Source organism: Pseudomonas sp. GL-B-26 (assembly GCF_019947405.1).
Lineage (GTDB): Bacteria > Pseudomonadota > Gammaproteobacteria > Pseudomonadales > Pseudomonadaceae > Aquipseudomonas.
The window spans coordinates 59,148-85,695 of the sequence record NZ_JAGYGJ010000010.1; the positions used below are offsets into that span (position 1 = coordinate 59,148).

Genomic DNA, 26,548 nt, shown 5'->3' on the forward strand with positions numbered 1-26,548 from the left:
TTGGGTAGTTAAAATACGCCGCCTGCAAACTAAACATCTCCCCTCTTAAACTCACGACCAGAATGAATCAGGCCATCTCGTTCAAGAAACAATCCTGAATGTTTCACGGAACACTAGCCAGCAAAGTTTGCGCAAGCTGGAAATCTTGAGGAATACCGATATCGATAAACTGACCTTCCGTTACAAATACATCAAAAAATGTGTGTTTTACCTCTGTTGCCAAGTAGTCTGCTTCCAGCGAAAAGGCAATATAAGGTTCAAATGAATCCAGTTGATGCCGACAGAAAACGTAACAACCAGCATTAATTAATCCCGCCCCAGAAACGCCTTTTTCCGTAAAACCGCTTACCTTCCCTTCGTCTGTAAGCAAACGGCCATATCGTGCAGTATCCGGCACTTCGCGCCCGACGATGATTGGGCGCCGATGCAACTGCCAAAGCCTTTCGACTGGATCAACCTCGAGGTCTAGATACGTATCACCGTTAAACACATACACATGATCCTCATGACACTGCGCCAAGGCCAATCGAACAGCCCCCCCCGTACCCAAAGGCTCCTCTTCAACCACATAGCTCAGCTCCATTCCCGCATATTGCTCGCCAAAATGGTTAGATATTTTTTCAGCCATATAACCTGTTGACAATGTCACGCGCTTAAAGCCCTTACGAGCCAAGGCACTGAGCAAAATTTCCAGAAACGGCCTGCCAGCAATAGGTGCCATGGGCTTAGGTAGATCGGGCACCAACTGACGTAACCGAGTGCCAAATCCCCCCGCCAGAACAATGGCTTCCATCAGGCGTTACCCTTGAAAATTGCGTTTTCTACCAAGCCGCACAAGATATGACCCAATATCAGGTGGCCCTCCTGAATTTTTGGTGTATCTGGTGAGGGGACCGCAAGCAAATGATCACAAATCTCGCTCATTGGCCCACCGAGGTTGCCGGTCAGTCCAACACACACTAAACCACGCGCCCGAGCCTCTTGCAGAGCGAGTAGAATATTGGGGGACTTACCAGAGGTTGAATAAGCAATGAACACATCGCCTTTTTGGCCAAGTGCTTGCACCTGCCTGGCAAACAATTTTTCGTAGCCGTAGTCATTACCAATTGCAGTGAGGATAGAACTGTCCGTGGTCAACGCGATTGCTGGTAATCCAGGCCGGTCAAAGGCAAAACGGCTGACAAACTCACCCGCAATATGCTGAGCATCAGCTGCACTGCCCCCATTACCTGCCAAAAGAATCTTTCCTCCTTGTTTCATGCAGTGTATACAGGATAATGCTGCAGCCTCAACACGGTCGATAAGGTTACTATCAGCCAACATAGCATTCATGATTGCCTGTGAATCGACTATCTGCGCCTCAATGTATTTCCTCAATTGATTCTCCATGCCTGCGTGCCATATTTGGTGAAGTGACAATTACTAATCTGACCGTCGAAGGAGCTTAAGGTCCGAATTACTTCCATGCGTCGCTCTGTAGGCACAAAGAACAACATAAAGCCACCTCCACCCGCCCCCGAAATCTTACCAGCAAGAGCGCCTGAGGCAATGGCGGCGTCATATATCTCATCTAGATACGGATTCGATACCGACTTGGCCGAGCATTTCTTATTTTCCCAACCTTGGCGCATTGATTCTACGAAGCCAGAAAAATCTCCGCGCAGCAGACACTCCTTCATTACCAGCGCTTCGTGCTTAATACCGTGCATGGCCTGCACGGCGCCAACCACCCCCGCCTTCACGTTACCACTCTGATCGGCAATGATCTTCGCCGACTCTCGTGATACCCCGGTAAAGAACAACACAAGTGAAGCTTCCAACTCGCAGATAATCCAACTCTTGATACGTAATGGATTGATTACTGCCCGATCATCAGCATAAAACTCCATGAAGTTGAAGCCACCAAATGTAGCGGAATACTGGTCCTGCCTGCCGCCCTGCAATCCACATTCCACTCGCTCAATACGAAAAGCCAAGAGCGCAATTGTATAATCATCAAGTGGCAGATTCAGCAGCTCCACAAACGCACGAATCATGGCAACCACTAGCGTGGAGGAAGAACCCAGGCCAGACCCCACAGGCGCGTCGCATAAAGTGCTGAACTGCATCGCAATGGCGCGGCCACCGTTGTAATGCTCGATCATATGATTGTAAACCGCCGCATGCAGGTCAAGCTTACCATCCAGCACATACGAGGCAGCGCAAGGCATTACCTTCTCCACCTGTTGATCGGTTGCGATGAAGCGAACCAGTGGTTCCTCCAAAGTTTCAATCACCGCATAAGCGTAACGATCTATTGCTGCATTGAGTACGTAACCGCCGTAGATATCACAAAACGGAGAAACATCCGTACCACCACCTGCAAGCCCTAGACGCAAAGGTGCACGTGCGCGAATTATCATATTGTTGATTCCAATACCCTTGCTCGGTTCATTTAAGCAACCCAAGAGCTTCACCCCCGAGGGTGAAGCAATATTTTTTTATGCGCCCGCTTCAACTTTTTCAAAAAGCCGAAGCATGCCATCACGCCCGAAACACCTCGTCAATTGCAAGACACGCAGCGGCACGGGAGAACCCCTTCATAATCAGATCAGCTCCCGCAGCAGACAATTCAGCGCAGCGCGCGGTATCGGACAGTAAATCCAGAACACCTTCTGCAAGGCCATTCGCACTCTCGCTTACTATGGCGTCAAGGCCAGATGTCACACCAACCCCCTCAACGCCAACCTGAGTCGAAACCACTGGAATTCCCTCACGCAAAGCATCCACTGTCTTACCTTTTACTCCTGCACCATAACGAAGCGCTACAAGCACCATACGCGCACGATCGAGATAGGGTTTGACGTCTGGTACCTGGCCTGTCACTACGACACGAGAACCAGCGAGAGCAAGAATTTCAGCTGGGGGCGCATAACCAACAAGGACCACGCGGGCATCTGGGCGCTTCTCCCATACACGCGGCATTACTTCATTTACTATATATAGCGCTGCATCCACGTTCGGAGCGTGAGGGAACCCCCCGACAAAAACTATGTCTGTCAACCCTTCGAAATGAGCAGCGTCGCGACGACAAATTTCATGAGCCTCATAATAATATGGCGGCAGTACGAAAACAGGCTTATCAGGAACTAAACGTCGTATCACCTCAGCCTCATCGGCACTTGGCGATATAATTTTATCTACACTCGAAAACACCGAGAGTTCTGCTTCCTTCATCCGATTTGCGTCAGCAAATTTATCAGGGTCAGCATATAACTCCGCCTCTCTTTCAAGCCTCACGTGATGCAAATCATGAGTGTAATATGTCAAACGAGCAGAAGTTAAATTTCGTAACGGATTAATGATATTTTCAGCAATTTCAGGTCGTGCCAACCACACTTCCTTCACGTATTTGCCATTTTCCATTAACCATGATTCAAGGGTCTGAGGTGATCGAATCAACATGACACCTTGACGCTCAAGATTATCGGCTGAAGGGCCTTCTGCCCTTCCTTCCACAGGGCAGAAGACGACCCGCCATCCAGTTGACGCCAATAAGGATAAATAGCTACTCATGGTGACATCGCCTGCATGACGATTCGGCTGCGGTACACTATATTCAACAACTAGAAAGACTGGCCGCTCATCAGACACCTGCTGCAGTAAAAACTCATCCTCCGATCCGCTCGGCTGCATGGGTAAAACAGTTGCAAAACGCTCAGAGAACTTCGCCTGATTGATGGTACTTATCTGATTTTGTCTCTCCTTCGCATCCCCATATGATGCGCCGCCGAGATGGACGATACGGCTTTTTGGCTCGCAAATAACCTTCAACCCGCGCTCTTGCACACGGAACGCAAGATCAAAATCTACATAAGATGCAGGAGCGTAACGAGCATCGAGCCCCCCCATGCCTAGAAATAAAGATGTCTTCATCAAAAAGCATGTGCCAGCAACACAGTCCACCTCCCTACGATAGGTAAAGGCTCCGTTTCTGGCATCTTTGTTACGGCCAATAGGATAACCCTGACCGCTTTGAAGCATTCGCCAACCGGCATCTTGAATAGAACCATCAACATTCAATAGCATTCCACCAACAAGCCCTGCGTTCGGGACATCCTCGAGCGCATCAACTAAATGACGAAGCCATCCAGAATATACGATTGTATCGCTATTTAAAAAACAGATGAAGCGCCCGCGCGCCACTTCGGCGCCTCGATTACATGCAAGCGAGAAACCCAAGTTTTCCGAATTTGAAATCTTAAATAACCCCCCGCTATCCGGTATGCCCCACAGAACTTGCTCTTCTGGACAATCGTCGACGAGAATAACTTCAAAAGACGGTTCACCCTCAAGACCAATGGAAATTGAGCGAAGGCAATTTTTGAGAACACCTAGCTCTCGATAAACGGGTATCACTATCGATACTACAGGAGCCTCTACCGGCGGGAAGTAAATTGGCGCTTCCCCATACATGCACACAAATGCACTTTCCAAGTTAAAATCTGACTTGGCAGCAACCACTTGCTGTACTTGGGCAGTGTCAGCATCCGCAGAAATCACTGGCACCACGGTGCGTTTTCTTTTCCACAAAAGATATTTATGGCCAATTTGCATCGTGAGCGTCCACCAGAGAATCTTGAGTGAACGACGAAACGTGCGACCCACCACCGGGTAACGCACCCCAACTTTACGAAGAGGCGCCGTAATCTGCCAACTTGTACTACTGACAACGAGATCCCTTTCAAATGTAGCATTAGCAGCCTCTGCACGAACTCTCTCTAACTCATGCAAGGCATCTTCGCGAGCAGCGCTTAACTCCAGCAAATCACCCTGCGCTTTCTGCAGCGCAACTAGAGAATTAGCTGAAAGCGAGTTAACCTGAAGAATTGCGGACTGTACCTTATTTGCGGCAAGCGATGGAGCTGCAACCTGAAGAGCGGACACTCCATGCCTTCTTACATCGAACTCCATAACCTTTACCATGGCTTCTGGACGCACAGCAAATGGCGCAACAGCCAGCAGCGGCCAAAGGACCGGGATCGATATTTTCGGTTCTATTTCGCTAATGAAATGAGATCGCGCCTGCTCAACATTATCGTGAAAAACGCAAGACATGGAAATCGAGGCCGCAAAATCCTGCCATTTAAAAGGCAGATCAACACAATCGCTGTTCCAGAACCCAAAACGACGCCCATATGCCGCCGCTACAATCGCCGCATGCAATGATCCGCACAAAACAAATTCTGCAGTCGTTAAACGATCAATAAATTCAAAAATACAAAGAGTATCATTATTTATATTTGGCCTAAGGATCGCACTACATCCACTTAATGCAAGGAGCTCATCGTCCGTTCTGATATCGTGAAAATGAGGAACCAAGAGGGTCTCACCCTTAATTCCAGGCAAAGAGCTTGGGGTGTAAAGCGCAGGGAGAAGCAACCCCGGATCCCCCATTGGAGTTTCTATCCCCAACCGCAATGCTGATCGTGACAAAGGGCCTCGAACGGCCAGAATATCGACAAGCCCACGACTCTTGTCGGTTAAACTATTTTCGTGCCGAAGCCCACATCCCCAATAAATAGTTCGGATACCCTGCTGAGTATCAAACTCTGATTCACTCTTCAACAACTCGTCATCCATACAGCTACCGACAATCCTAATGGAGTCTGCCTGCATGCCCGCACTGTAAAAAAGTTTTTGCATAAAAAAATCCGACAAAAAATCGCCGAAATTTTGAATTGGCTCACCATCCAGCCAGTATTTTGGATTGCGCCACATTTCAATAAACCCTAATCATACTTACTTTAATAGAATATTTAGAACCCGCCAAAAGAAAGCGAACCCTTTAATCCCCGCAAAAAACCTGCCACAATAAAAAAAACTTATTAACTCGATAAAAATTCAGCACCAGACATTCCTTTCAAATAAATATTTAATTCAAAAAAAACAGCGGATCGATCAAAAACGATCATTCCAGCCGCTCATTCTAGTGTTTTTAGCCGCCGCGAACACCTCACGAAAGCCAATTTCTGCATTACTCGCGCAACGCTCCCTGGAAAAGCTCATCAGGCTCATATGGGGCTCAGATCAGGTAGTCAGGGCGTATTCAAGCACATCCGGAGACTCATTCGCAGTTTTCCTGGACGTGCTGACCGGCGGGTTACTGCCAAACATTCTTACGCAGATAATCGAATGCCGGTAGGTAGTCATCTGCAAAGCACAGATCGAAAACTACAGCGAACACCTGGAGATGATGGCTCAGCGCTAGCTGAGTGGTTTCAAGAAGTCGTCCGAGGTATTCGGTGATGAAGGGGACGCAGGACGCCATCGCGGGCAGGCCGCGAAAGCTGTCCTCGTGGTGCAGGTTAAAGCGGTGACAGCCACGCTCTACTCCAGTACGACCAAAATAGACCGTCGCCACTGATCATCAGACTACGCAGCATTTGCATGGGAGGGGGCAAAACCATCACACCTGACAAAGCCCAATGGAACAAGGACAAGCACAAACAAAAAACGTTGCCCAATAAACGGACTCGGGCACTCGCGCCTACGAATCAACTCACCTCAAGCCTGTCACGCTTTTCCCCGGAATCGCCTTGCCGGTGTCTTGGGCAATAGAAGCGCTAGTCATCAAGGCAAAAACCAGAGAGTAGAAGCAGCCTTTATACGTAAGTGACGCTCCATGACATCGATAAGAAGAACAGCTATTGCGAAGCTGCCCCCAAATCTGGGTCATGGGCAACTCTGTCAAAAATGTGTCTGTTACAGAGCGTGTAACAATCAAGGTTCGAGGCGACGCTGCTGGTAAATCAAGTCGACGATTTCACCATCCGGGGCGTAACCACTGACAGTGTCACGCAGAAGTTGGCGAACCCGCGAATAATCATCCCGCTCAACGGCAGACAGCAACTCTATCAAGTTGCGCTGGAGCACTTCCCAAGGCAAATGGTCCTCCTTGGCACTCATGATCATCGGGTGCTGGGTAGCGGACACGTTGTCGCCGATCAGCAACTCTTCGTAAAGCTTTTCCCCGGGACGCAGCCCAGTAAACTCGATGGCAATATCGCCTTGCGGATTTTTCTCCGAGCGAATGCTCAAGCCAGACAGGTGAATCATCTTCTCCGCCAGCTCGATGATCTTGACCGGCTCGCCCATGTCCAGCACAAACACATCACCACCCTGCCCCATTGAGCCGGCCTGTATTACCAGCTGTGCCGCCTCGGGAATGGTCATGAAGTAACGGGTAATCTTCGGATGGGTAACCGTCAAGGGCCCGCCCGATTTGATTTGGCTGTGAAAGCGCGGAATAACCGAGCCAGACGAGCCCAACACATTACCGAACCGCACCATGGTGAAACGGGTCTTGTTGACCCGGGACACATTGGACTTGTCCCCGAACAACACCGGCGCCAACTCACGACTGAGGGCCTGCAAGGTCAACTCGGCCAGCCGTTTGGTGCTACCCATGACATTGGTCGGGCGTACGGCCTTATCGGTCGAGATCAGCACAAAGTTTGCAACACCAGCCTCCAATGCAGCCTGAGCGGTATTGAGCGTCCCGATCACGTTGTTGAGCACACCTTCGGCAATATTGTGCTCAACCATCGGCACGTGCTTATAGGCCGCCGCGTGATAAACCGTGTCCACGCTCCAGGTCTTCATTACATCCAGAAGTTTATGGGGATGGCGAATCGACCCCAGTATCGGTAACAACCGGACAGGCAACGACTCACGAGCAATACGATGCTCGAGCTCAGACAAAATGCTGTAAAGATTGAATTCGCTATGATCGAACAACAACAGCGTGGTCGGTCCAAGGGAGAAAATCTGCCGACAAAGCTCGGAACCGATCGAACCGCCCGCCCCCGTCACCAAAACCGTCTTGCCCTTGACACATCGAGCCAACAAATCAGGCTGAGCCGGTACCGAATCCCGCCCCAGCAGGTCAGCAATGTCGACTTCCTGAATGTTATCCACCTTGACCCGACCACTGGCCAGATCAGTGAAGTTCGGAACACTGCGCACATGGAGCGGGAAACCCTCCAGAAAATTGAGAATCTCCCTGCGCCGCGCACGGGTCGAAGACGGCAACGCCAGAAGAATTTCCTGAGCCCCGGTCATGTCGATCATCTGCTGAATATGCTTGGGCTTATAGACCCGCAACCCGGCAATCGAACGATCCGCGATAGAGGAATCGTCATCGATGAACGCCACAGGGCGCATCACGCGGCCCATGCGCAACGCTGCAACCAACTGATTGCCTGCCACGCCTGCGCCGTAAATGGCGACCTTGGTCAAACCATCGTCTCGATTGACAAACGGTACATGCTGCGCAGCGGTGAACCAATCACCCATGAAGTATTGACGCATGCACAGACGCAGGCCGCCAATGATTACCAGGCTTAGCCACCAGTAATTGAAGATGATGGAGCGCGGCACCACGGCCTGGTGATTGCTGTACCAGTAGACCACCACGGCGAGGATCAGCGAGGACAGACTGACCGCCTTGACGATGGCAATCAGCGCATCATTGCCGAAGTAGCGCATGACGGCGCGGTACATGCCAAAGCGTACGAAAAGGGGAATGGCAATAATCGAGGCACTGACGAACAGCCAGAAATGCGACTTTAGCGGATTGTACATGTCGTCGATGCCGAGGCGGACGATAAAGGCCAGCCACAAAGCAACCCACACCAAAACCACATCGGTGGCGACCTGTATCAGTCTTTTTTGCCTGCGAGGCAAACCAAGCAACACTCTGCGTATTTTATCCATTCAAGCTTTCGAGCCCGTAGCCCCCTCCTTTTACGCGGTCGTCGATCGGCATTGTAACCACAATGAGGACGAGATCGCCCAATACTTGCACAGGGCAGGACCCAGGAACGAGCATTTTACTCAAAGCGCCGCTATAATTCGCCCCTCTGACCGGTCTGCCGGACAGACAACGCGAGGACGCGAAACCCGGTCGAAAACCAGGACACGTTGCGGCTGTGGAGCTGCTCGTCGGCAACCATCAGCCAATCTCTCTGACCCCTTTCGAGCAGGCGATTTACGTGGGGCACTTACGACCAGACGCTGCGACCTGGCTCAATATGCGTATCTGGAATGTAGGAAATTTCTTGGGAGTTAACCTCTGACCGTGGGATGATAGAAAAAGTGCAAATCATCCGGCAGGAACTTTATTTCTGAGCATTAGCACACCTGAATCGCTCGACACATGCACTGTTTTCTGAACGAATAGCTCAAGCTTGTCATGGTAGCGAGCACACCGAGTACGCGCACGCCATACGAAACCGCTTCAGACTTTACCCCCCTCCTTGCAGCGGGGGCATTCTACGTGGAGTAGATCCCGCGATCGTAAAAAACTGGAAACTAGACGGGATGGAAAAAGTGACACTACACCCTCCTACAAGATTACAATCATCGACTGTTTTGACAACCCGGTATTTCGAATGCTAAACAACTCAATTGCCGCTGCCATGGCAGACATAGCGACGGCTGTAAAGCGCTATTCTCTGGTAGGCATGCTCGGATGGCAGGATGTACGTCAACGGTATAGGCGCTCTGCTGTCGGACCGTTTTGGCTAACCATCAGCATGGGCGTTATGATTGGTACTATTGGCCTCGTATTTGGCCAAATATTTAACTCCCCCATGAAAGACTTTCTGCCATTTCTTGCAGCAGGTATGATTCTCTGGAGTTTTATTTCTACCTGCGTGTTAGAGGGCTGCACCAGCCTCATTGCCGCAGAAAGCATTATCAAACAACTCCCCATCCCATTATTCGTGCATATTTTACGCACGATATGGCGCAATACTTTGATCCTCGCGCACAACATCGTCATTTTCCCGCTTGTGCTGCTGGCTGTTCAGAAACCATTGGGTCTTGGAGCACTGTTGAGTGTCCCGGGCTTTGCGCTGCTTGTTCTCAATCTGGCATGGATCAGCTTGATATTGAGCCTTTTATGCGCTCGATATCGCGACCTCCCGCAGATCATTGCGAGCGTCTTGCAAATTGCCTTTTATTTGACGCCAATCATGTGGCTTCCAAGCCTGCTACCAGGACGAGCCGGCACCTATTTACTGGATTTGAACCCCATCTATCACCTCGTTCAAATAGTCAGGGCCCCCTTGCTCGGACAGGATGTGAGCACTGTTAGCTGGTGCGTGGCCGGGGGCATGGCTCTGTTTGGCTGGTGCATAGCGATCATCATCTATGGCCTCTATAAACGTCGCATTGCTTATTGGCTCTAAGAAGAAAACTATTATGGCTTCTATTGAATTTCATAACGCATGCGTTGATTTCCCTATCTATAACGCAAGTGCTCGCTCTCTGAAAAAGCGGCTGATTCAAGTCGCTACAGGCGGCAAACTCAGTGCCAACGATCAAGGTCGAGTGATCGTCAGAGCACTGGAAGACCTTACTTTTTCCCTCAATGACGGAGAGCGGGTTGGATTGCTCGGTCATAACGGCGCTGGCAAAAGCACATTGCTCAGACTGCTGAGCGGTGTATACGCCCCCTCCGCTGGCACCGCCAGTATCAGCGGCGAAGTCGCTTCCCTCATTGATATTTCATTAGGGATAGACCCGGAGGCATCCGGCAGGGAAAACATCTTCATGCGCGGCATCCTGCTTGGGATGACAAAAAGCGATATTGCAGAAAAACTCGACGAAATCATTGAGTTTTCAGAACTGGGCGACTTCATTGACATGCCGGTACGCACGTACTCTTCCGGCATGCACTTGCGCTTGGCCTTTGCGGTATCGACGACCATCAGACCTGAAATATTGATCATGGATGAATGGCTGTCGGTAGGGGACGAAGGCTTCAAGCACAAAGCAGAAGCTCGGATGAACGAACTGGTCCAAGCCACCAGCATTTTGGTGATAGCCAGCCACTCCCGTGACCTGGTGATGCATACATGCAATCGGGTCATTTGGCTGGAGCACGGCAGAATAAAAATGGATTCAGATCCGGAAACAGTTACCCGAGCTTATTTTGGTAACTAATATTTTCCTCCGTGCCTGTAACCTTCATTAAGCTAAAAGAAACAAGAACGCCGATTTGTTAGATATGTTCGTGAGTACAAACATATCTAACAAATCGGCGCTCTTGTTTATGGCCTACCTTCAATATATTGAATAGCACAGCATGTGCCATTCTTAATCCTCACGCGCCTCTCAATTCCATGGCGGATGCCCCAACCGGAAATTTTGAGCTGCGCACCTGAGAATTATCTGACCGGGCTTATAATTGCAGCCCCATCGTTAAATCAATGTGTTGACTCCGGATTATCCAATAACCAAGCGGCAAAGCGCTCCAATCCATGATCGAAACTCACGAAAGGGACCCACCCCAAAGACTGTTTGGCGCGCTCGATATCCAGGACACTGACAGGTACGTCAAATCCGCGACCCGACAAGTACTGACGCCTTGCATTTCGCCCCGCGACCCTCTCGATCGCGTCAAGAACCTCATTGAGACTATGTCCGCGCCCTGAACCTATATTGAACACATGCTCTTCACCGGATCGCGCTGACGATGCCAACAACGCTCTCACCACATCAGAGACATGAATGTAGTCGCGTACAATCGTGCCATCGCCCCAAATCTCAACCGTCTCGCCACGCAGGACTTTGCCAAGGAATACGGCAACCGCGCCTTGGCTAGCATAGGTGCGCTGCCCCTCACCAAAGGGGTTTGCAAGACGTAGAACAGTATAGTCAAGGCCGTATAAGCGATGGAAAAGCGCCAAATACTTCTCGATCGCCAACTTGGCAATTCCATAGGAACAGGCCGGGTCAGTAGCATGGGTTTCTGGAATAGGTACTTGCGTAGGCTCTCCATACACCGTACCACCGGAGGAGATAAAAATAATCTTCCTCAGGCCGGACTTCACCGCGAGGTTTAGCAGGCGGATGGTCGCAACGACATTGCTCTCCACATCGAAGACGGGATCAGCATTTGAAGACTTGGGGAGTGTAGTAGACACAAGGTGATAGCAAACATCGCAACCTTCCAATGCCTTGGCGACTTCGGCCTCACTGGTGAAGTCTCCTTCGCAAAGCTCGAAATTAGGATGATTGGAGTGGGATTCACCCAACGGCACCACATTGGGACGATCGAAACAGCGCACCAAATGCCCCTGATCGAGCAATGCGTCTATCAAGTGGGTGCCTATGAAACCACGCCCCCCCAAAACCAGGGACCGCTTAACGGGATTAGGGGAAGTGTTCTCGGAATTGTTCAACGTTGCCCTCCAGCGCTTGAAATGGTTGGACTGCCGCCTTATGCAGCAGCAGACAAGGCGGGCGTGACCTTCCCCATCCTTAGCAACCATTGCAACGACCTACACTTTAATTTTTAACGGAACACACTGTGACAGCTAATGATACGTCAAGAGAGGCGGCTTACCAAATTGCCGGAGACGCCCGTCTCGCTCTCAGTGCAGGCCTGGCAATCAGCCGGACCTGCCCTGTGAGCCCTCCCCTTAACGCTAGCTGTCCTGCTTACAGCAAGTCCGGCTACAGGTCTTTAACAGTCATGCCAGAGCCTTCGGCCTTCGCCGACTCCGCCCTGTGCTGCTGAATGTCACGCTCGAACAAACGAAGATATTGAGAGGCAACGGCGTCAATTCGATATCGACTGGAAACGCCTTTCACCAAGCCGACGGCTTCCTGGTATTTCCGTTCATCTGTCGCGAACGCTGCAATCACGCGGGCCGTGCTCTCGATTGGGACTACCCAATCTTCCAACTCGATAATCTCCCCTGCAACACCGCTCTCTATCGTCAACATGTTTTTGATGTCGCCAACGTCGGTGGCAATGTATGGCTTGCCGGCAAACAGGCAATCGACAATGGTCAGAGGGAAACTCTCGGACCTGAAGGTCGATAACATGATGCCCATGTCCGCGGCAGCATAATGGCCTACGGAGTTATCACTAAAGCCAGCCAGGTAAACGAAGTCCGGCGCACCTGCTTGACAGTACTCATCGTACACCAGGCCATTACCGACCAATATAATACGGATGTCCCGACCGGAAAGTGATCGCGCAAGTTCTACCGCCTGGATAGCTTCGCCCCAGCCTTTATCGGGAATTGCCCGACTGACACAACACAATACAAAAGCATCCTCCGGTATACCCATCTGCACGCGCGAGATTGGAACGATTTCCGGCGGCTGCAACCCGTTAGGAACCTTGACGAAACGGGGAGAAGACTTGTCGTACAGCGAGATGTCCGAGAAAGGAACAAGATTCTTCTCAGCGGTATAGACCCATGTACTGACACCTTTGTCAGCAATGCGCAACTGTTCATCAGTCACTCCATTGCCATGTTCAATCATCCCGTGCAGAGCAGCCACGTGGGCGCCGAGCTCGGAAAAAACATCCGGGACATCGACCGGGTACTTCTGAACGTACCACTGGTGGCTATTAAGTGCTTCAATTCCGAAATCATGAATGATCTCTTTCACTGATTCGATATTCGACGTCTCGATCACCGGCACGTCGTTTCTCAGCATCTTGCGAACACCGTCTTCGCGTTTTGGTATACCGGCGCTAAACAAGGAAACGGAAATACCCTGGCGTTTAAACTCGTTTGCAAGTCGAATCGGAAGAATTTCGGCACCGCCCGGATAGAAGCCGATGGTGGAAACCATCACGTTCGGCAGTCGGTCAGCCCTTGCACGAACAATCGAATCATGGTCATACCAGCGTAGAAACTCTTCTGCGGAGCCCCCGACATAGTGGTCATACAGCTTCTTGCTGGATTCCTCGCAAGCCTCAAGCACCGACATCGGAACATTGTAGAGGGACTGAACCGTTCTGTTGGCCACCCCGAGCTCGCGATAAAAGACCTCTTTGCGATAAGTGGTGTTGGCAGTACTTGCATAATGTCGACGGAAGAAGTTTGTACCCTCAGTGGAGTAAGCAATTTTTCCGCCGCGCAGGATGTGCAAATAGAAGACCCAGTCACCGGCAACTTTCATTGACAACCACGACTGATCATCCAGCAGAGGCATATCAACGGGACGCTTGAAAAGCACGCCACTGGCATTAGGTATTGTATTTTTAATACCCAACGCCGCGCGCACTTCGTTATGCGCCGTGCTTACATAGGAACCCGCCCATTTATTCGCACACTCCAGATCACTTACATAGTTAAGGAACTGGTCCGGCATAACAACTTCGTCGGTGGTTACGAACTCACATTTCGAGTACGCAAGCATGACCGCTTCATCATCAAAACAACTGACAAGCGCCTCCAGAAAACGCTCATCACAGTAGTCATCGCTTTCAGCGACCCACACCAGGTCACCTGTGGCCGCCTTGATCCCCTTAGCCCACTGATGAAAAACGCCACCCGAATTCGTCTCATTGAATAACAAGCGCGTTACATCAGGGTACTTTTCCGCATAACCAGTTAACACCGAACGGCTATCATCAGTCGAACAGTCATCCATCAGGATAACTTCTATATTTTTGTAAGTCTGCCCATAAATACTATCCAGCCGACGAGCAAGGTAGCTTTCATGATTATAGTTTGGAACAATTACCGAAACTTTTGGCATAATGATACTGGAGTCAATATCCAGCAAAGCGCGTGTTGTTTCGTTCAACCGACCAAAACCGGTGATACTGTCTGGCTCAAGGAAAAGTCCTTCCTGCCAATTGTTCCAGGCATTCACGAACAGTAGACGGCGATCCTCGGGGAGAACTTTTCTCGCGCCTCTGATCGCCGCGTCAAGCCAACGTCCATAGTCACGAATGTGAAAGCGCGAATACACCAGAGGAGAATATTGCTTAAGCGCAGTTTCATCACGCCCCAATGAAATCGCGTGGAAAACCGGAGTAGTACGAAGATGTGTTTTCTGCGCTCGCACGATCCCTTGCGAAGCAACAAGGTTATACGGAACGGTATCTATTCCATTCTTGTTTTGCGGTGTAAATACGCCAGTTTCGCCCGGCACAGGATCTGCAGAAAGATCAAGCGCGGCGTCACACAAACCATCCAGGTCCTGCGCCAACTCTTCCGAACCCGCGAAGCCAAACTGAGCAATCAAGTACACGCCGTCACACAGTTCATTCAAACGCTCACGTAGCTTGCGAATTGAATCAACGATGTCTTCGTCATACTCATTGAGCTTAACCACGATGACGGGTCGCTCATCAACCTGCACACATCGCTTATCAGCTAGAACTGCAACAACAGGCGTAATCAAGTTATTCGCCAGGCCTTCCTGATGCAAATCTATTTGAACGCAGAAATTAAAGTCGATTTCTGTATGGGCAAGAAAAATGTCCAGAGGCTGTGGCGACGCTTGCACAACCGAATCTGCGCTCAGTTTGAAGCAAAAGCCAAACAAGCCATGGCTCTTGGCACTGAGTGCCTGCTGGGTGAGCACACGCCCATCCAACGAATCATACAACCCAAGCATCTTGTCAGGGCGTGGTCGCTGCGAATTGCCTTTGGCAGCGAATCTGGCACTACGCAACGCCTCCCAGTCAGGCGATACATAGAACGCGAGCAACTTGATGTCGCTGTTAACTTCACCAAAACGGATGTCGTTTTCGTGATTAATGAGTGCGTCCGGTACCGCTATTCTATGCTCCGCCGCGCCAGTGACAATGTAATGCCAAAGCGGGTTGAGACCAATGTGTTGAATGTCTTTGTAAAGTGCCAGGTAGGCGCGCGTATCAAAGTCCATGGAAGGATTTTTACCTTCGCGCCAGCCCTGTTCACAGTAGTGCCTGAGCGGATCTACCGAGACCTCCGGTACATCGCTGTACATCGCAAGGTAGTACTTCTCGTCGAACAATCCTGACTTTTTGACGGCTTCGATCTGTGCCTCGAGCACAGCCTTTAGGACCGGTATCGGTGTATATTCACCATACGGATTGAAAACCGCATTGCGCCCGACGGGACGACGCTTGACCGCCGTCATTTCGCAAATGCGAACTGGCAATCTGATTGGACGACCTTCGAGCTGTCCGCATTGAATGTAGTGAAGCAGCGGATGAACCTGAGCCTCGGCAACATCAGGGTTAGCCAACAGATAATCCGAAGGACTGAAAGCGGCGCAAGGATTGCGATTTTCTATCCAGCCCTTGAGCATGTAGTGCTTGAGTGGATCAGTGCTTTTTGCCCGCACATCTGCATTATTGGCCAGGTAATATTCCGGATCAAACAACCCGCTTTCTTGAATCTCACGAAGAGTGTTTTCGTTATAAAGCTCTCGACGACGCCTTAACGAGTCGACAACTTTACTCCATGTCAGCGTTCTGACGTTATGGACAGACTCTCGCACAAACCCTGAAACCATGCGCACAGACGACATTAAACGCCAGGAATGCGAAGAGAGTAATGCCTGGAGTTCCTGCTGCGTCTTGAGCAGATCAGCCTTCAGACTGACATTCTCTTTTTCGTGATCAACCAAAACGGCTTTGAGATCGACTAACTGCCTGTTGAGCACACCCACAGATTGCTCAAGACTGGCGATATGCCGGTCACGCTTAACCAAAGAACCCATGAGCTCTTTTAACTGCGATTCACGTTCGAACAGAGTCGGATTCAATGACGCAATTCGCTGATTCAAATCCTCGATCTGTTGAGTCAAGTCCTGGATTTGAAGGGCGCGCGCACCTATTTGTTGACGACTTTCCCGAATCAGCCTGGCCGCGTCAAACGCGAGATCCAACTGCTCTACCGTAAACGCTTCTGTACGTTCTGGTACCTGCCTGTCATATCCGAAGACATCAAAATCTTCGGCATACAACCCTTTAATAAAATTCGCACTTCGTTCCGTTATAAAATCAGGAAGGAAGGGAATGACATTTTCACTTGGTGAAGGCTCTGCAAAAGGATCGGCGGCCTGCTCACCGAAGTGCTCCGATAATGCTTTATGGAGTTCAGGGGAACTTTCAATTTTGACCAACAAGGAATAATTGATCAGATCCGGACGCAATAGCGTGGCTTGAGGCGCCCAAAAATCTTTTTCAGGTGAAGATGCGCTATTACTAGCGAGATACTCCAGAAACGCCTCAAAAGCCGAAGCAATATCCGCTGCGCTTTTTACCGGCTGCTGTAACAACTCAAACTTTGGATACGATGCGACCTGCTGCGGATCTTGCAACAGTATTTTCGACTGCCATGCAGAGAAGATGCGCTCATAAGGGTTTCGTACGGCGGCAAATCGAAAATATGTATCAGAAAGAAGAGGTTCCAAAAGGTCGTCTATTTCCAGCCCGCTGACATGGGGCGCAACCTTGTGAAACTCGTGAACAACTTGATCAGAATTGCTACCCGCAGCCTCACCGACGCCACGCAAGGCCTGCGAACAACCTTCCAGCGACGCAAACCACCACTTCAGGGAAGTACTCGCAACCTTGGGGGTACTAACGTATAAAACCTTGTACTTTTCGGAACGGAAACTGTTCCACTTGAGATAGTCAAAGACTTTTTGTTTGTCCACTGATGACAAATCACTAATATTTAGCATATGCGTCAAAAAATCCTATGGGCATGCTGACTCTCAGCAACGCACTTCCAATCGAGTAAATTATCTGCACTAATCCGAACACCCTGTAAGACGGCTACAACCATAGCCCTACATAAAAGGGTAACACTTGCAAATGACCACTCCCTGGTTCCAGCGACGACTATACGTCGACGACGTTAGCCCCCTTGGGCCGAGCGAACCACAAGCGCGGTCACTGACCCGGAGCAAACAAGCGCGAAACCAACCAAAACTGATTTATAACATTTTTTGGTCTTAACATTCAAAATAGCTCAGAAATACCGGGGTTCTTACCTATGGCCTAGCCGCAGCGCCCAACAAAAAAGGCTCAAGCCCCTACCGCCAAGAGCGAAAATCACCTCAAACCCAGGCACGTACACGGTGGACCGAATCGTTGACGGGACACAGGACGGTGCACCGCTCGAAACCATCCTGACCCAGGCTTGCGCCCCTCCCGAAACAGCCTGATTTGCTTATTTAAAGGGCTGCCCCCATCCACCTGGACAAAAAACCAGAATATTGAGGAGCAAAAAACCAATAAAGAGCCAACAGATTGTATACAAAACCAACGACATCGACCAACCAGCCAGAGCTCCATCAGTAGAGAAATACAAAAAAAAGAGCCACTCACACGGAATGACTCAATTCACAAAATTCAATACCAAAAACTGCTAAAGCACGAACTCAGGTATAACTCTTACACGTTTTCACTGCGTGATTCTTGGCAATATAATAAGCTTCATGCAACTGCATATGCCGCTCCACCCGTACAGAGGGGTCACCAGGAGTTCTAAACAAAGACGTTGTTTTTGGCACATAAGCAAACGTATTGCCGTAACCATAGCGCAACCAAAGATTCCAGTCTTCGAGACTGCTCATATCGGTTTGAAATCCACCTCGCTGCAAGTAGAGATCCTTTTGAAAAAGGAGAGACTGGATCGCTATAAAGTTGTGATCCAACAGAACATCATAGTCATATTCTTGCTTGAGAATCGGAGGTACAGCATGGCTAACCTCAAAGTATTGCTCTTCCACGCCACTGGCAACAGTGCCGACTTCCAATGCCAATGAGTAGGCCGCTACCGCATCAGAATTTTTCGCCAACGCACCAACAAGCACCTCGACATGATCCGCAAAAAGCAAATCATCATCATCGAGAAACATGCAATATTTTCCGGCTGCCTTTTCGAGACCATAATTACCGGTAACCGAACGACCGACTTTATCGAGGGAGTAGTAACTGACACTCATTCCCTCCGGAAACTCGAAATCAGCCACAACCGAGCTCATCGTAGAACCGCCATCCTCAACGACTATCAACTCGATATTCGGATACGTCTGATTAAGCACGGACATCATGGACTGCCTGAGAAACTCTCCTCGATTCTTGTAAGTTCGAGTAACCACAGTAACAAGAGGGTAATCGGCCAATGGCTCACCCACTTCCCAGAACGCCCCATCCCTGATCATTTCATAATCAAAGCCCCGAAAAGGGAAATAGCAGTTTTCACTCGGCCCCTTGCCCTGCATAAAATACCGAGCCTTCTTGAATATCACACCGAAGTTTCTGAACACATCGCGACGGGCACCAGCATAGGGTTCCGGACGGAGCAAAAGCAGGCACTGCAAGATAAAGCCACCCACTCTATCGCTCAAATTCCCATAGCGTAGCCTGATATAAGCATTGGCCAGCGTGCTGCCGGTATACTGAATCGGTTTTATATGATGCTCATGCTCATAGGTATAATGATAGACGACGGCGGACGGGCAATACTTGAGTTGGTATCCATAGGACCTGAAGCGATAGGAAAGCTCGACATCTTCGCCATACATGAAGATCTCGCGCTCGTATCCACCGACTTCAACGTAAGCCGACCTTCTTACGAGCACGCAAGCATGGGACGACCAGTTGGTTTCCAACGTTACCGGATCGTAATATTTAGGATGCTCATAAGGTGCCTGCCTCAACTCCCAGGATGCCACCTCAGCCTTGGCATCAGCCAAAGCATCGGCCACCACTCTGGTTATAGAGTCTTTGGCAAAAACGATATCCACATTACTAACAAGAAAATACTCAGAGCTTCCTTTATGGATTGCCTTTTCATGCCCGGCACCAAACCCGACATTGTCGCCTTCCAGAATGTCGAAACCAGCCACTTCCTGACCAAGCAATGCCTGCCAACGCTGCAATGCTTCGAGGGTGCTGTCCGAAGATCCGTTATCAACAAAGAACATATTGAATTTGCTGAGCGGGTAACTTTGCGCCCTTAACGATTCAAAAAAACCATCAATCCACTTGCCACTATTGAACGTCACCACCGACACATCAATAACGGGTTGCGCCTGGGCGACCGACGAGTTCTGGAACCGTGAAAAACGACGATTCAATATAGCCTGTATCGCCTTGGTATTATTTCGCGAATAAATCACTAACATTATGTTCTCGCGCAAACGCTTGAAAAACAAATGTATACGAACACGAATCCACACAAGGAAAGGAAACTTTTGGTAAAAGGGCCGAATGAACGCTTTAGACTTGGCCAAAAAAGAGCGCAGCCCTCGAAAAAAACGTGTTACGACTTGCCAAATCTTTGAAGCAACCATACTGAATAAACCACTCATTAAAATCGAACCCCCTAACCAATGCAACTTAGCGACCTGCAAATATCACAACATCAGCGGCAGGTACATCCCAAGACGCTCTACAAGAGAGGCAACCATGCAAACCTGTGTTGATATGTGTTTCTGACGCTTTTTAATTACACTACTTGCTCCGACTCTCCAGCTTTGTAGGTGCATGCGATAAATAGCAGTGGAGCATAAGCGACGACCATACCAAAAAATCCGGAAATCCACCCACTTGCTACAGCGATCGATAACGGCATGAGCCATACAAAATTAATAGTGATCGATGCCAGCACTACTGTTTTATGGCTACGGTGCTTGCGAGAGGCATATTGATAACCATGGCTGCGGTGGGCTTCATATACTTTTTCACCTCGCAAAAGCCTGCGCATCAGGGTCCACGTCGCATCAACAACGAAAACGCCAAGCATGATCAACCAGCTCCAGAGCAACTCAGGCGACTTGGAGGCTGCCTCAATGGACATCCCTGCCAATACAACCCCCAAAAAACCACTGCCTGCGTCTCCCATGAAAATTTTCGCCGGCGGATAGTTCCAACAGAGAAAACCCGCGACCGCTGCCACCAGAGCCAGAGGCCCCCACGCCAGTTCGAGGTTTGCGCCAAACCAATAGACCAGCAACATTCCGAGGCAGACACTGATCGCTTCAGCACTGGCCAAGCCGTCAATGCCATCCATGAAGTTGTAAAGATTCAGCATCCAGACCAAATACAGCACAAACAAAATATTCCCAATCCACCCTGGATCAAGGGTAGCGCCAAAGAGCGTGACGCAAGGAGAGCCTCCCAGCCAATATAACGCCCATATCGAGGCAGCAAAATGGCCTAACAGGCGCCACCTTGCAGCGATATGCCCGTGATCATCGGCAAAACCGATAAGCGCGACCAACAGGCCGCTCCCCAGCAAACCAAAGAGCGTCGCCAGGCTCATCAAATCAAGACCGCGAAGGATCAGAAGCGCCAACAGAAAGGAGACAACAATAGCTACACCTCCACCCCGAGGAGTAGGCACAGAGTGAGAGCTGCGCTCGTTTGGTATATCCATCAAGCTTTTGGACAAAGCATAACGACGTAAAACAAGCGTCAGCCCCCAGGAAACAACGAATACTGCAAGTAGCAGCCACAAAAAAGTCATTTCGTCTGCGCGTCCAGATAGTGACCTGCGGTTTGGCGCATGGCTTCATCCATGTTGATGGGTGGTGTCCACCCCAATAATTCACGATTTTTGCTGATGTCGACCTGCAATGACCCGCAGATCCGTTGAGCAACGGATTGCTTTCTCAATGCCGAAGCCGCCACTACCAGCAACCACTCTGGCAATGGCAAGAGCCAGGCCTTCGTCCCGAGCGCATTGCCCAGGCGACGTAGCATTTGAGTTGTGGACAAGTCCTGGCCATCACTGACCAGAAAGGTTTGGTTCGCTGCGGCAGGATGATCGATACAGGTGATTACAAGGTCCACCAGGTTTCCGATCGCCACAAGACTACGCTGATTCCGGACCGCTCCCAACGGTAACGGAATACCTTTGTTGAGCCAGCGCAGCATACTCAGAAAATTGGCTTTAACCCCCGGCCCATAGATCAATGGCGGGCGAATAATCACCACTTCCATTCCCGTTTCACGAGCAAGTTGTCTCAGGGCTTGTTCAGCCTCGTGCTTGGACACGCCATAAGGATCCACCGGAGCCGGAGTATCGTCAGCCTTGAACGGCTTGCCTGGCAGGGTGCTTTCGCCATTGACCTTGATCGAACTGATGAAGATGAAGCGTTTGACTCCCGATTCAGCGGCGCGCTTTGCCAACCGAAGAGTGCCCTCCACATTGACCTTGCGAAACTCGGCCAAGGCATCAGAGGCGATTTCGTTCATCACATGAACTCTGGCCGCCGCGTGGACGACCGCACTTACATCCTTCAACTCAGACAAGGCTTCAGGATCATTCAGATCAAAGGGTACAACCGGGCATAAACCCTGTAACCGGGTGAGACCGCGAGCGGCTGCGATCGGAGCGAACTGTTTGTCCACCAACATCCTGAAAACCAGCGCCTCACCCACGAAACCGCCTGCCCCCGTGACCAATACCTTTGGGGCTGTCATTGAGCTTTGTTTCCTATCAATGCGGTGACCCAACAGATAAAAAAGAAGAAAATCTTGTCCCGTACCCGACGCCTGCATTGCCAGGCACTGAAGGACAGTTTCATCAGTTCCGTTCGCCGTAATTGTAGCAAGACGCCTTCTAAGGGCTTCGTCCCCTGCCCCACCAGATCTGCAATCAGGCGAACCTGACCGAACCACCAACCGTCATGAATGGTTTTGTAACGAGCGATCAACGGACTCAGACCTGTGTTGGCACCGACCTGATTACGCTCGTGCTGCCGGTAATCCATGCTGGGTAACGGGTCGATATACCAACGGTAACCATGACTGCGCGCAAAGGCGTAGCAGTACCAGTCATGCAAAGTTACACCTTGCAGTTGCTGCCAGTTGGCGAGCATCGAGCCTTTCAAGGCTTCTACCAGGCTTTTTCTAAAGACATAGGTGCAGCCAGGCCCCGCTGCCTCGAACAAAAAATCCCAGGCGACCTGAGGCTGCGCCTTGTCCAGCAGCTGGGTTCTGCCGCTTGGCCAGAACGCCGTCACGTTACTGGAGTAGGCATCTACTCCTCGCGCCTGCAGCGCCTGGGTTGCTCTGTGCAGCTTGTCGGGATACCAGATGTCGTCCTGGTCGGCAAAGGCGACGAAGTCGTAGCCATCGAAGTCAACGTCCCGGATCAACCGAAAGAAGTTGCGCGATGCTCCGCCGAAGCGATTGGCATCCGGAAGCACTACAACTGCTGGATGCTCAGCCGCATAAGCTTTACACCACGCTTCGGTGCCGTCAGTAGAGGGGTCGATGCTAATGTGCAGGGTAACGTCGACCGATAACTGGCCGAGAATCGAGACCAGTTGCTCCTCAATCCACTGCATTCCGTTGTACGCAGCCAGCAAAACTGCAACCTTGGGATGTTTTACTGGCATGCTATTCCTGCTTGCACGGATTAAACGCTAGGTTTGAAAGTAAACCCTCTCGACTCAGAGGGAATCCAAATCCAGCAGTTTTTGCAGGTACTGACCATAGCCAGTCTTCTTCAGCTTATCGGCCTGAGCGCCCAACTGTTCAGCGGTAATCCAACCGTTGTTGTAGGCGATCTCCTCCAGGCAGGCCACTTTCAAGCCTTGACGCTGCTCGATCGTGTGCACGAAGTGACTGGCCTCGAGCAACGAGTCGTGAGTCCCCGTGTCCAGCCAGGCAAAACCGCGTCCGAGCATTTCTACATTGAGGGTGTTCTGCTCGAGGTAGGCGCGGTTAACGTCGGTGATTTCCAGCTCGCCACGCTCCGATGGCTTGATGTTCTTGGCGATCTCGACAACATCGTTGTCGTAGAAGTACAAGCCGGTCACTGCATAGTTGGATTTTGGCTTCAGCGGTTTCTCTTCAATGCTAAGAGCGCGACCGGTTTTGTCGAACTCGACAACACCGAAGCGTTCCGGGTCGGAGACGTGGTAGCCGAATACGGTAGCGCCATGTTGTTGAGAGCTGGCGGAGCGCAGGTTGTCCGAGAAGTGCTGACCGTAGAAAATGTTGTCACCCAGGATCAGACAGCAAGGATCCTTACCAATGAACTCTTCACCGATGATGAACGCTTGCGCCAGGCCGTCCGGGCTAGGCTGTTCGGCGTAAGTCAGCTTGATGCCGTACAGGCTTCCGTCACCGAGCAGTTTACGGAAGCAGGGCAAATCTTCCGGAGTAGAGATGATCAGAATTTCGCGCATGCCCGCGAGCATCAACACCGATAGCGGATAGAAGATCATCGGTTTGTCGTAGATCGGCAGCATCTGCTTGGACACGCCAAGGGTCAACGGATGCAGGCGCGTACCTGAGCCGCCGGCGAGGATGATGCCTTTACGATTTGTCGTGGTCATTTATTCAGAACTTCCCTAAGCATTCGGGTTACGCCACTTTGCCAATCCGGCAAGTGTAGAGAAAAATTGTCACGCAGCTTCTGAGTATTCAAACGCGAATTCAGAGGCCGGCGCGCAGGTGTTGGATAAGCCGTCGTTTCAATCGGATTGACCGCCGTTACGGCGAGCTGCTCGCCGTTGTCTTGGGCGAAACCGATCACATGGCTAGCATAGCCGTGCCAGGACACATCACCACTGGCCGCCAAGTGATACAAGCCAGAAAGCTGGGGACGTTGCAGAACTTGCTGAATGGCCAACGCGGTTACGTCGGCAATCAGGTCTGCCCCCGTCGGGGCTCCGATCTGGTCGGCTATAACACTTAATGTTTCGCGATCCTTGGCCAAACGCAGCATGGTTTTGGCGAAGTTGTTGCCTCGAGCGCCATAGACCCAGCTGGTGCGGAAGATCAGATGCTTGCATCCCGACGCGGTAATTGCCTGTTCACCGGCCAGCTTACTGGCGCCGTATTGATTCACCGGGGAGACTTCATCTGACTCTTGCCAGGGGGTAGAACCCTGGCCACTGAAGACGTAATCAGTGGAGTAATGAATCAGCCAAGCACCCAGAGCCAAGGCCTCTTCGGCCATCAGTTGGCTTGCCTGACCGTTCACACGGTCGGCCAGTTCGGTCTCGGACTCAGCTTTATCAACAGCCGTGTAGGCCGCAGCGTTGACGATGACGTCGGGTTTGACCAGGCGGATCGTGGCGCGCAACGCGTCGAGATCCGACAGGTCACCACACAAACCATCGACCGTATGACGATCCAGGGCAATCAACTCGCCAAGCGTTGCCAGGGAGCGTTGCAACTCCCAGCCCACCTGGCCGTTTTTTCCCAGCAAGAGGATTTTCATGCTTTGTTCGAGCGATCCGTGTAGTTCTTGTCGATCCACTGTTGGTAGCTGCCGCTCTTCACATGCGCTACCCACTCAGTGTTGTTCAGGTACCACTCGACAGTCTTGCGAATACCGGTTTCGAAAGTTTCTTCAGGCACCCAACCCAATTCGCGCTGAATTTTGCTGGCATCGATTGCGTAGCGCTGATCGTGGCCCGGGCGATCCTGGACGTAGGTGATCAAACTGGCGTGCGGGCGATGAGCGGAGTCCGGACGCAGTTCGTCGAGTAGTGCACACAGGGTGTGCACCACTTCGATGTTTTGCTTTTCGTTGTGGCCACCGATGTTGTACGTCTCACCGATACTGCCTTCGGTAACGACTTTGTACAGAGCACGGGCGTGGTCTTCGACATAGAGCCAGTCGCGAACCTGGTTACCTTTACCATAGACCGGCAGCGGCTTGCCTTCCAGCGCATTGAGGATGATCAACGGGATCAACTTCTCAGGGAAGTGGCACGGGCCGTAGTTGTTCGAACAGTTGGTGACCAAGGTCGGCAGGCCGTAGGTACGGCTCCAGGCGCGAACCAGGTGATCGGAACTGGCCTTGCTGGCCGAGTACGGCGAGCTTGGCTGGTACGGCGTGGTTTCGGTAAAGAGGTCTTCCGGACCTTCGAGGTCTCCGTAGACTTCGTCAGTCGAGATATGGTGGAAGCGGAAATTGGCTTTGCGCTCCTCATCCAGCGCGCTCCAATAATTGCGCGCAGCCTCCAGCAGCGTATAGGTGCCGATGATGTTGGTCTGGATAAACTCTGAAGGACCGGAGATTGAGCGATCTACATGAGACTCGGCGGCAAGATGCATGATGGCATCGGGCTGATGGTCACGAAGGACGCGGTCAACCTGATCGCGATCGCAGATGTCGACGCGCTCGAACACATAGCGCGCGCTCTGGTCCACTTCGGCCAACGACTCAAGGTTGCCGGCGTAAGTCAGCTTATCCACATTGACTACGGAATCTGCAGTATTGGAGATGATGTGACGAATGACTGCAGAGCCAATAAATCCGGCGCCGCCGGTTACTAGAATTTTCACGCGAAAACATACCCTTGAGTTGCTGACAGGGCTGCCTAGCGAGCACTGCCTAATCCATAAATGCAGAAGCCGCCTGGTTCAGCAAAGGCTTCTGACAGAGTCAGCCTGAACCGAATGCGGATGAATAGCTATTCGGACAGCCGCAACATTTTACAGTTTAATAAAGGTTTTACTATTGAATATAGACAAACTGCGGCACAAATTCGATGCCATCCATCTTGGTCGCAGTCAAGCACGGTACTTGCGCGACATTCTGGCCTTTCGAGCGAACCAGCCAAGGATCGGACCAATTACCATCCCTGTTAGCAGGACCAGGACCATAACTACCGATATCGGCAACTGCGGCCCAGTCCACCCCAGGAACAGGAGCGAAACCGACTGCTGATTTTCGAGCACAAATGCCAGGATCGCCAGCACCAGCAAAAGAATAAAAACACCAAGCAGCACCCGCTTGAGGTTACGCATGAGTAGCTCCTTGAT

The 26,548-nt window shown here is 50.9% G+C and carries 17 protein-coding genes; 2 read left to right on the forward strand and 15 right to left on the reverse strand.

All coding sequences use genetic code 11. The annotated features are described in order from the left end of the window. Window positions 1–103: 103 nt before the first annotated feature. The 5 genes from KGB23_RS08970 to KGB23_RS08990 all read right to left on the reverse strand — a co-directional run bounded on the left by KGB23_RS08970 (window position 104) and on the right by KGB23_RS08990 (window position 8,757). Window positions 104–793: a nucleotidyltransferase family protein gene (locus KGB23_RS08970; protein ID WP_223430731.1), complete on the reverse strand. Its 690-nt coding sequence runs from the start codon at window positions 791–793 to the stop codon at window positions 104–106. After that, complete coding sequence (locus tag KGB23_RS08975; RefSeq protein WP_223430732.1) at window positions 793–1,389, reverse strand: D-sedoheptulose 7-phosphate isomerase; 597 nt, start codon at window positions 1,387–1,389, stop codon at window positions 793–795. Before KGB23_RS08975 ends, KGB23_RS08970 begins: the two co-directional genes overlap by 1 nt. Next, entirely contained in the window at window positions 1,374–2,402 is a 1,029-nt protein-coding gene (locus KGB23_RS08980) for a dehydrogenase (RefSeq protein WP_223430733.1), read from the reverse strand. Before KGB23_RS08980 ends, KGB23_RS08975 begins: the two co-directional genes overlap by 16 nt. A gap of 121 nt (window positions 2,403–2,523) precedes the next feature. After that, window positions 2,524–5,760: a glycosyltransferase gene (locus tag KGB23_RS08985; RefSeq protein ID WP_223430734.1), complete on the reverse strand. Its 3,237-nt coding sequence runs from the start codon at window positions 5,758–5,760 to the stop codon at window positions 2,524–2,526. Window positions 5,761–6,762: 1,002 nt separating this feature from the next. Beyond that, window positions 6,763–8,757: a polysaccharide biosynthesis protein gene (locus tag KGB23_RS08990; protein ID WP_223430735.1), complete on the reverse strand. Its 1,995-nt coding sequence runs from the start codon at window positions 8,755–8,757 to the stop codon at window positions 6,763–6,765. A 677-nt stretch (window positions 8,758–9,434) separates the two neighbouring features. Here KGB23_RS08990 and KGB23_RS08995 point away from each other — a divergent pair. Beyond that, window positions 9,435–10,235 carry an ABC transporter permease gene (locus KGB23_RS08995; RefSeq protein WP_223430736.1) on the forward strand — a complete coding sequence of 267 codons (801 nt, stop codon included), beginning with the start codon at window positions 9,435–9,437 and terminating at the stop codon, window positions 10,233–10,235. A 13-nt stretch (window positions 10,236–10,248) separates the two neighbouring features. Continuing rightward, window positions 10,249–10,992, forward strand: a complete 744-nt coding sequence (locus KGB23_RS09000; protein WP_150655198.1) for an ABC transporter ATP-binding protein — start codon at window positions 10,249–10,251, stop codon at window positions 10,990–10,992. Between the two features lie 263 nt (window positions 10,993–11,255). Here the strand turns inward: KGB23_RS09000 and KGB23_RS09005 are convergent, their stop codons facing one another. The 10 genes from KGB23_RS09005 to KGB23_RS09050 all read right to left on the reverse strand — a co-directional run bounded on the left by KGB23_RS09005 (window position 11,256) and on the right by KGB23_RS09050 (window position 26,533). Beyond that, the gene (locus tag KGB23_RS09005; protein ID WP_223430737.1) at window positions 11,256–12,233 is read right to left on the reverse strand and encodes an NAD-dependent epimerase/dehydratase family protein; all 978 of its coding nucleotides are present in this window, start codon (window positions 12,231–12,233) and stop codon (window positions 11,256–11,258) included. A 274-nt stretch (window positions 12,234–12,507) separates the two neighbouring features. Further along, window positions 12,508–17,457, reverse strand: coding sequence for a glycosyltransferase (locus KGB23_RS09010; protein ID WP_223430738.1), 4,950 nt, complete (start codon window positions 17,455–17,457; stop codon window positions 12,508–12,510). A gap of 729 nt (window positions 17,458–18,186) precedes the next feature. Next, window positions 18,187–20,124, reverse strand: a complete 1,938-nt coding sequence (locus KGB23_RS09015; RefSeq protein ID WP_223430739.1) for a glycosyltransferase family 2 protein — start codon at window positions 20,122–20,124, stop codon at window positions 18,187–18,189. Between the two features lie 137 nt (window positions 20,125–20,261). Further along, window positions 20,262–21,281, reverse strand: coding sequence for an MraY family glycosyltransferase (locus KGB23_RS09020; protein ID WP_223430741.1), 1,020 nt, complete (start codon window positions 21,279–21,281; stop codon window positions 20,262–20,264). Beyond that, window positions 21,278–22,240: a UDP-glucose 4-epimerase family protein gene (locus tag KGB23_RS09025; RefSeq protein ID WP_223430742.1), complete on the reverse strand. Its 963-nt coding sequence runs from the start codon at window positions 22,238–22,240 to the stop codon at window positions 21,278–21,280. The genes KGB23_RS09020 and KGB23_RS09025 overlap by 4 nt, the downstream gene beginning before the upstream one ends. After that, the gene (locus KGB23_RS09030; protein ID WP_223430743.1) at window positions 22,237–23,160 is read right to left on the reverse strand and encodes a glycosyltransferase; all 924 of its coding nucleotides are present in this window, start codon (window positions 23,158–23,160) and stop codon (window positions 22,237–22,239) included. Before KGB23_RS09030 ends, KGB23_RS09025 begins: the two co-directional genes overlap by 4 nt. 54 nt (window positions 23,161–23,214) lie before the next feature. Next, entirely contained in the window at window positions 23,215–24,105 is an 891-nt protein-coding gene (gene rfbA / locus KGB23_RS09035; protein WP_150655192.1) for a glucose-1-phosphate thymidylyltransferase RfbA, read from the reverse strand. Further along, window positions 24,102–24,995 carry a dTDP-4-dehydrorhamnose reductase gene (gene rfbD, locus KGB23_RS09040; RefSeq protein WP_223430745.1) on the reverse strand — a complete coding sequence of 298 codons (894 nt, stop codon included), beginning with the start codon at window positions 24,993–24,995 and terminating at the stop codon, window positions 24,102–24,104. Before rfbD ends, rfbA begins: the two co-directional genes overlap by 4 nt. Then, window positions 24,992–26,068 (reverse strand): dTDP-glucose 4,6-dehydratase, encoded by a 1,077-nt coding sequence (gene rfbB, locus KGB23_RS09045; RefSeq protein ID WP_223430747.1) that lies wholly within the window; start codon window positions 26,066–26,068, stop codon window positions 24,992–24,994. The genes rfbD and rfbB overlap by 4 nt, the downstream gene beginning before the upstream one ends. Before the next feature lie 228 nt (window positions 26,069–26,296). Further along, window positions 26,297–26,533 carry a LapA family protein gene (locus KGB23_RS09050; RefSeq protein ID WP_223430748.1) on the reverse strand — a complete coding sequence of 79 codons (237 nt, stop codon included), beginning with the start codon at window positions 26,531–26,533 and terminating at the stop codon, window positions 26,297–26,299. Window positions 26,534–26,548 lie beyond the last annotated feature (15 nt).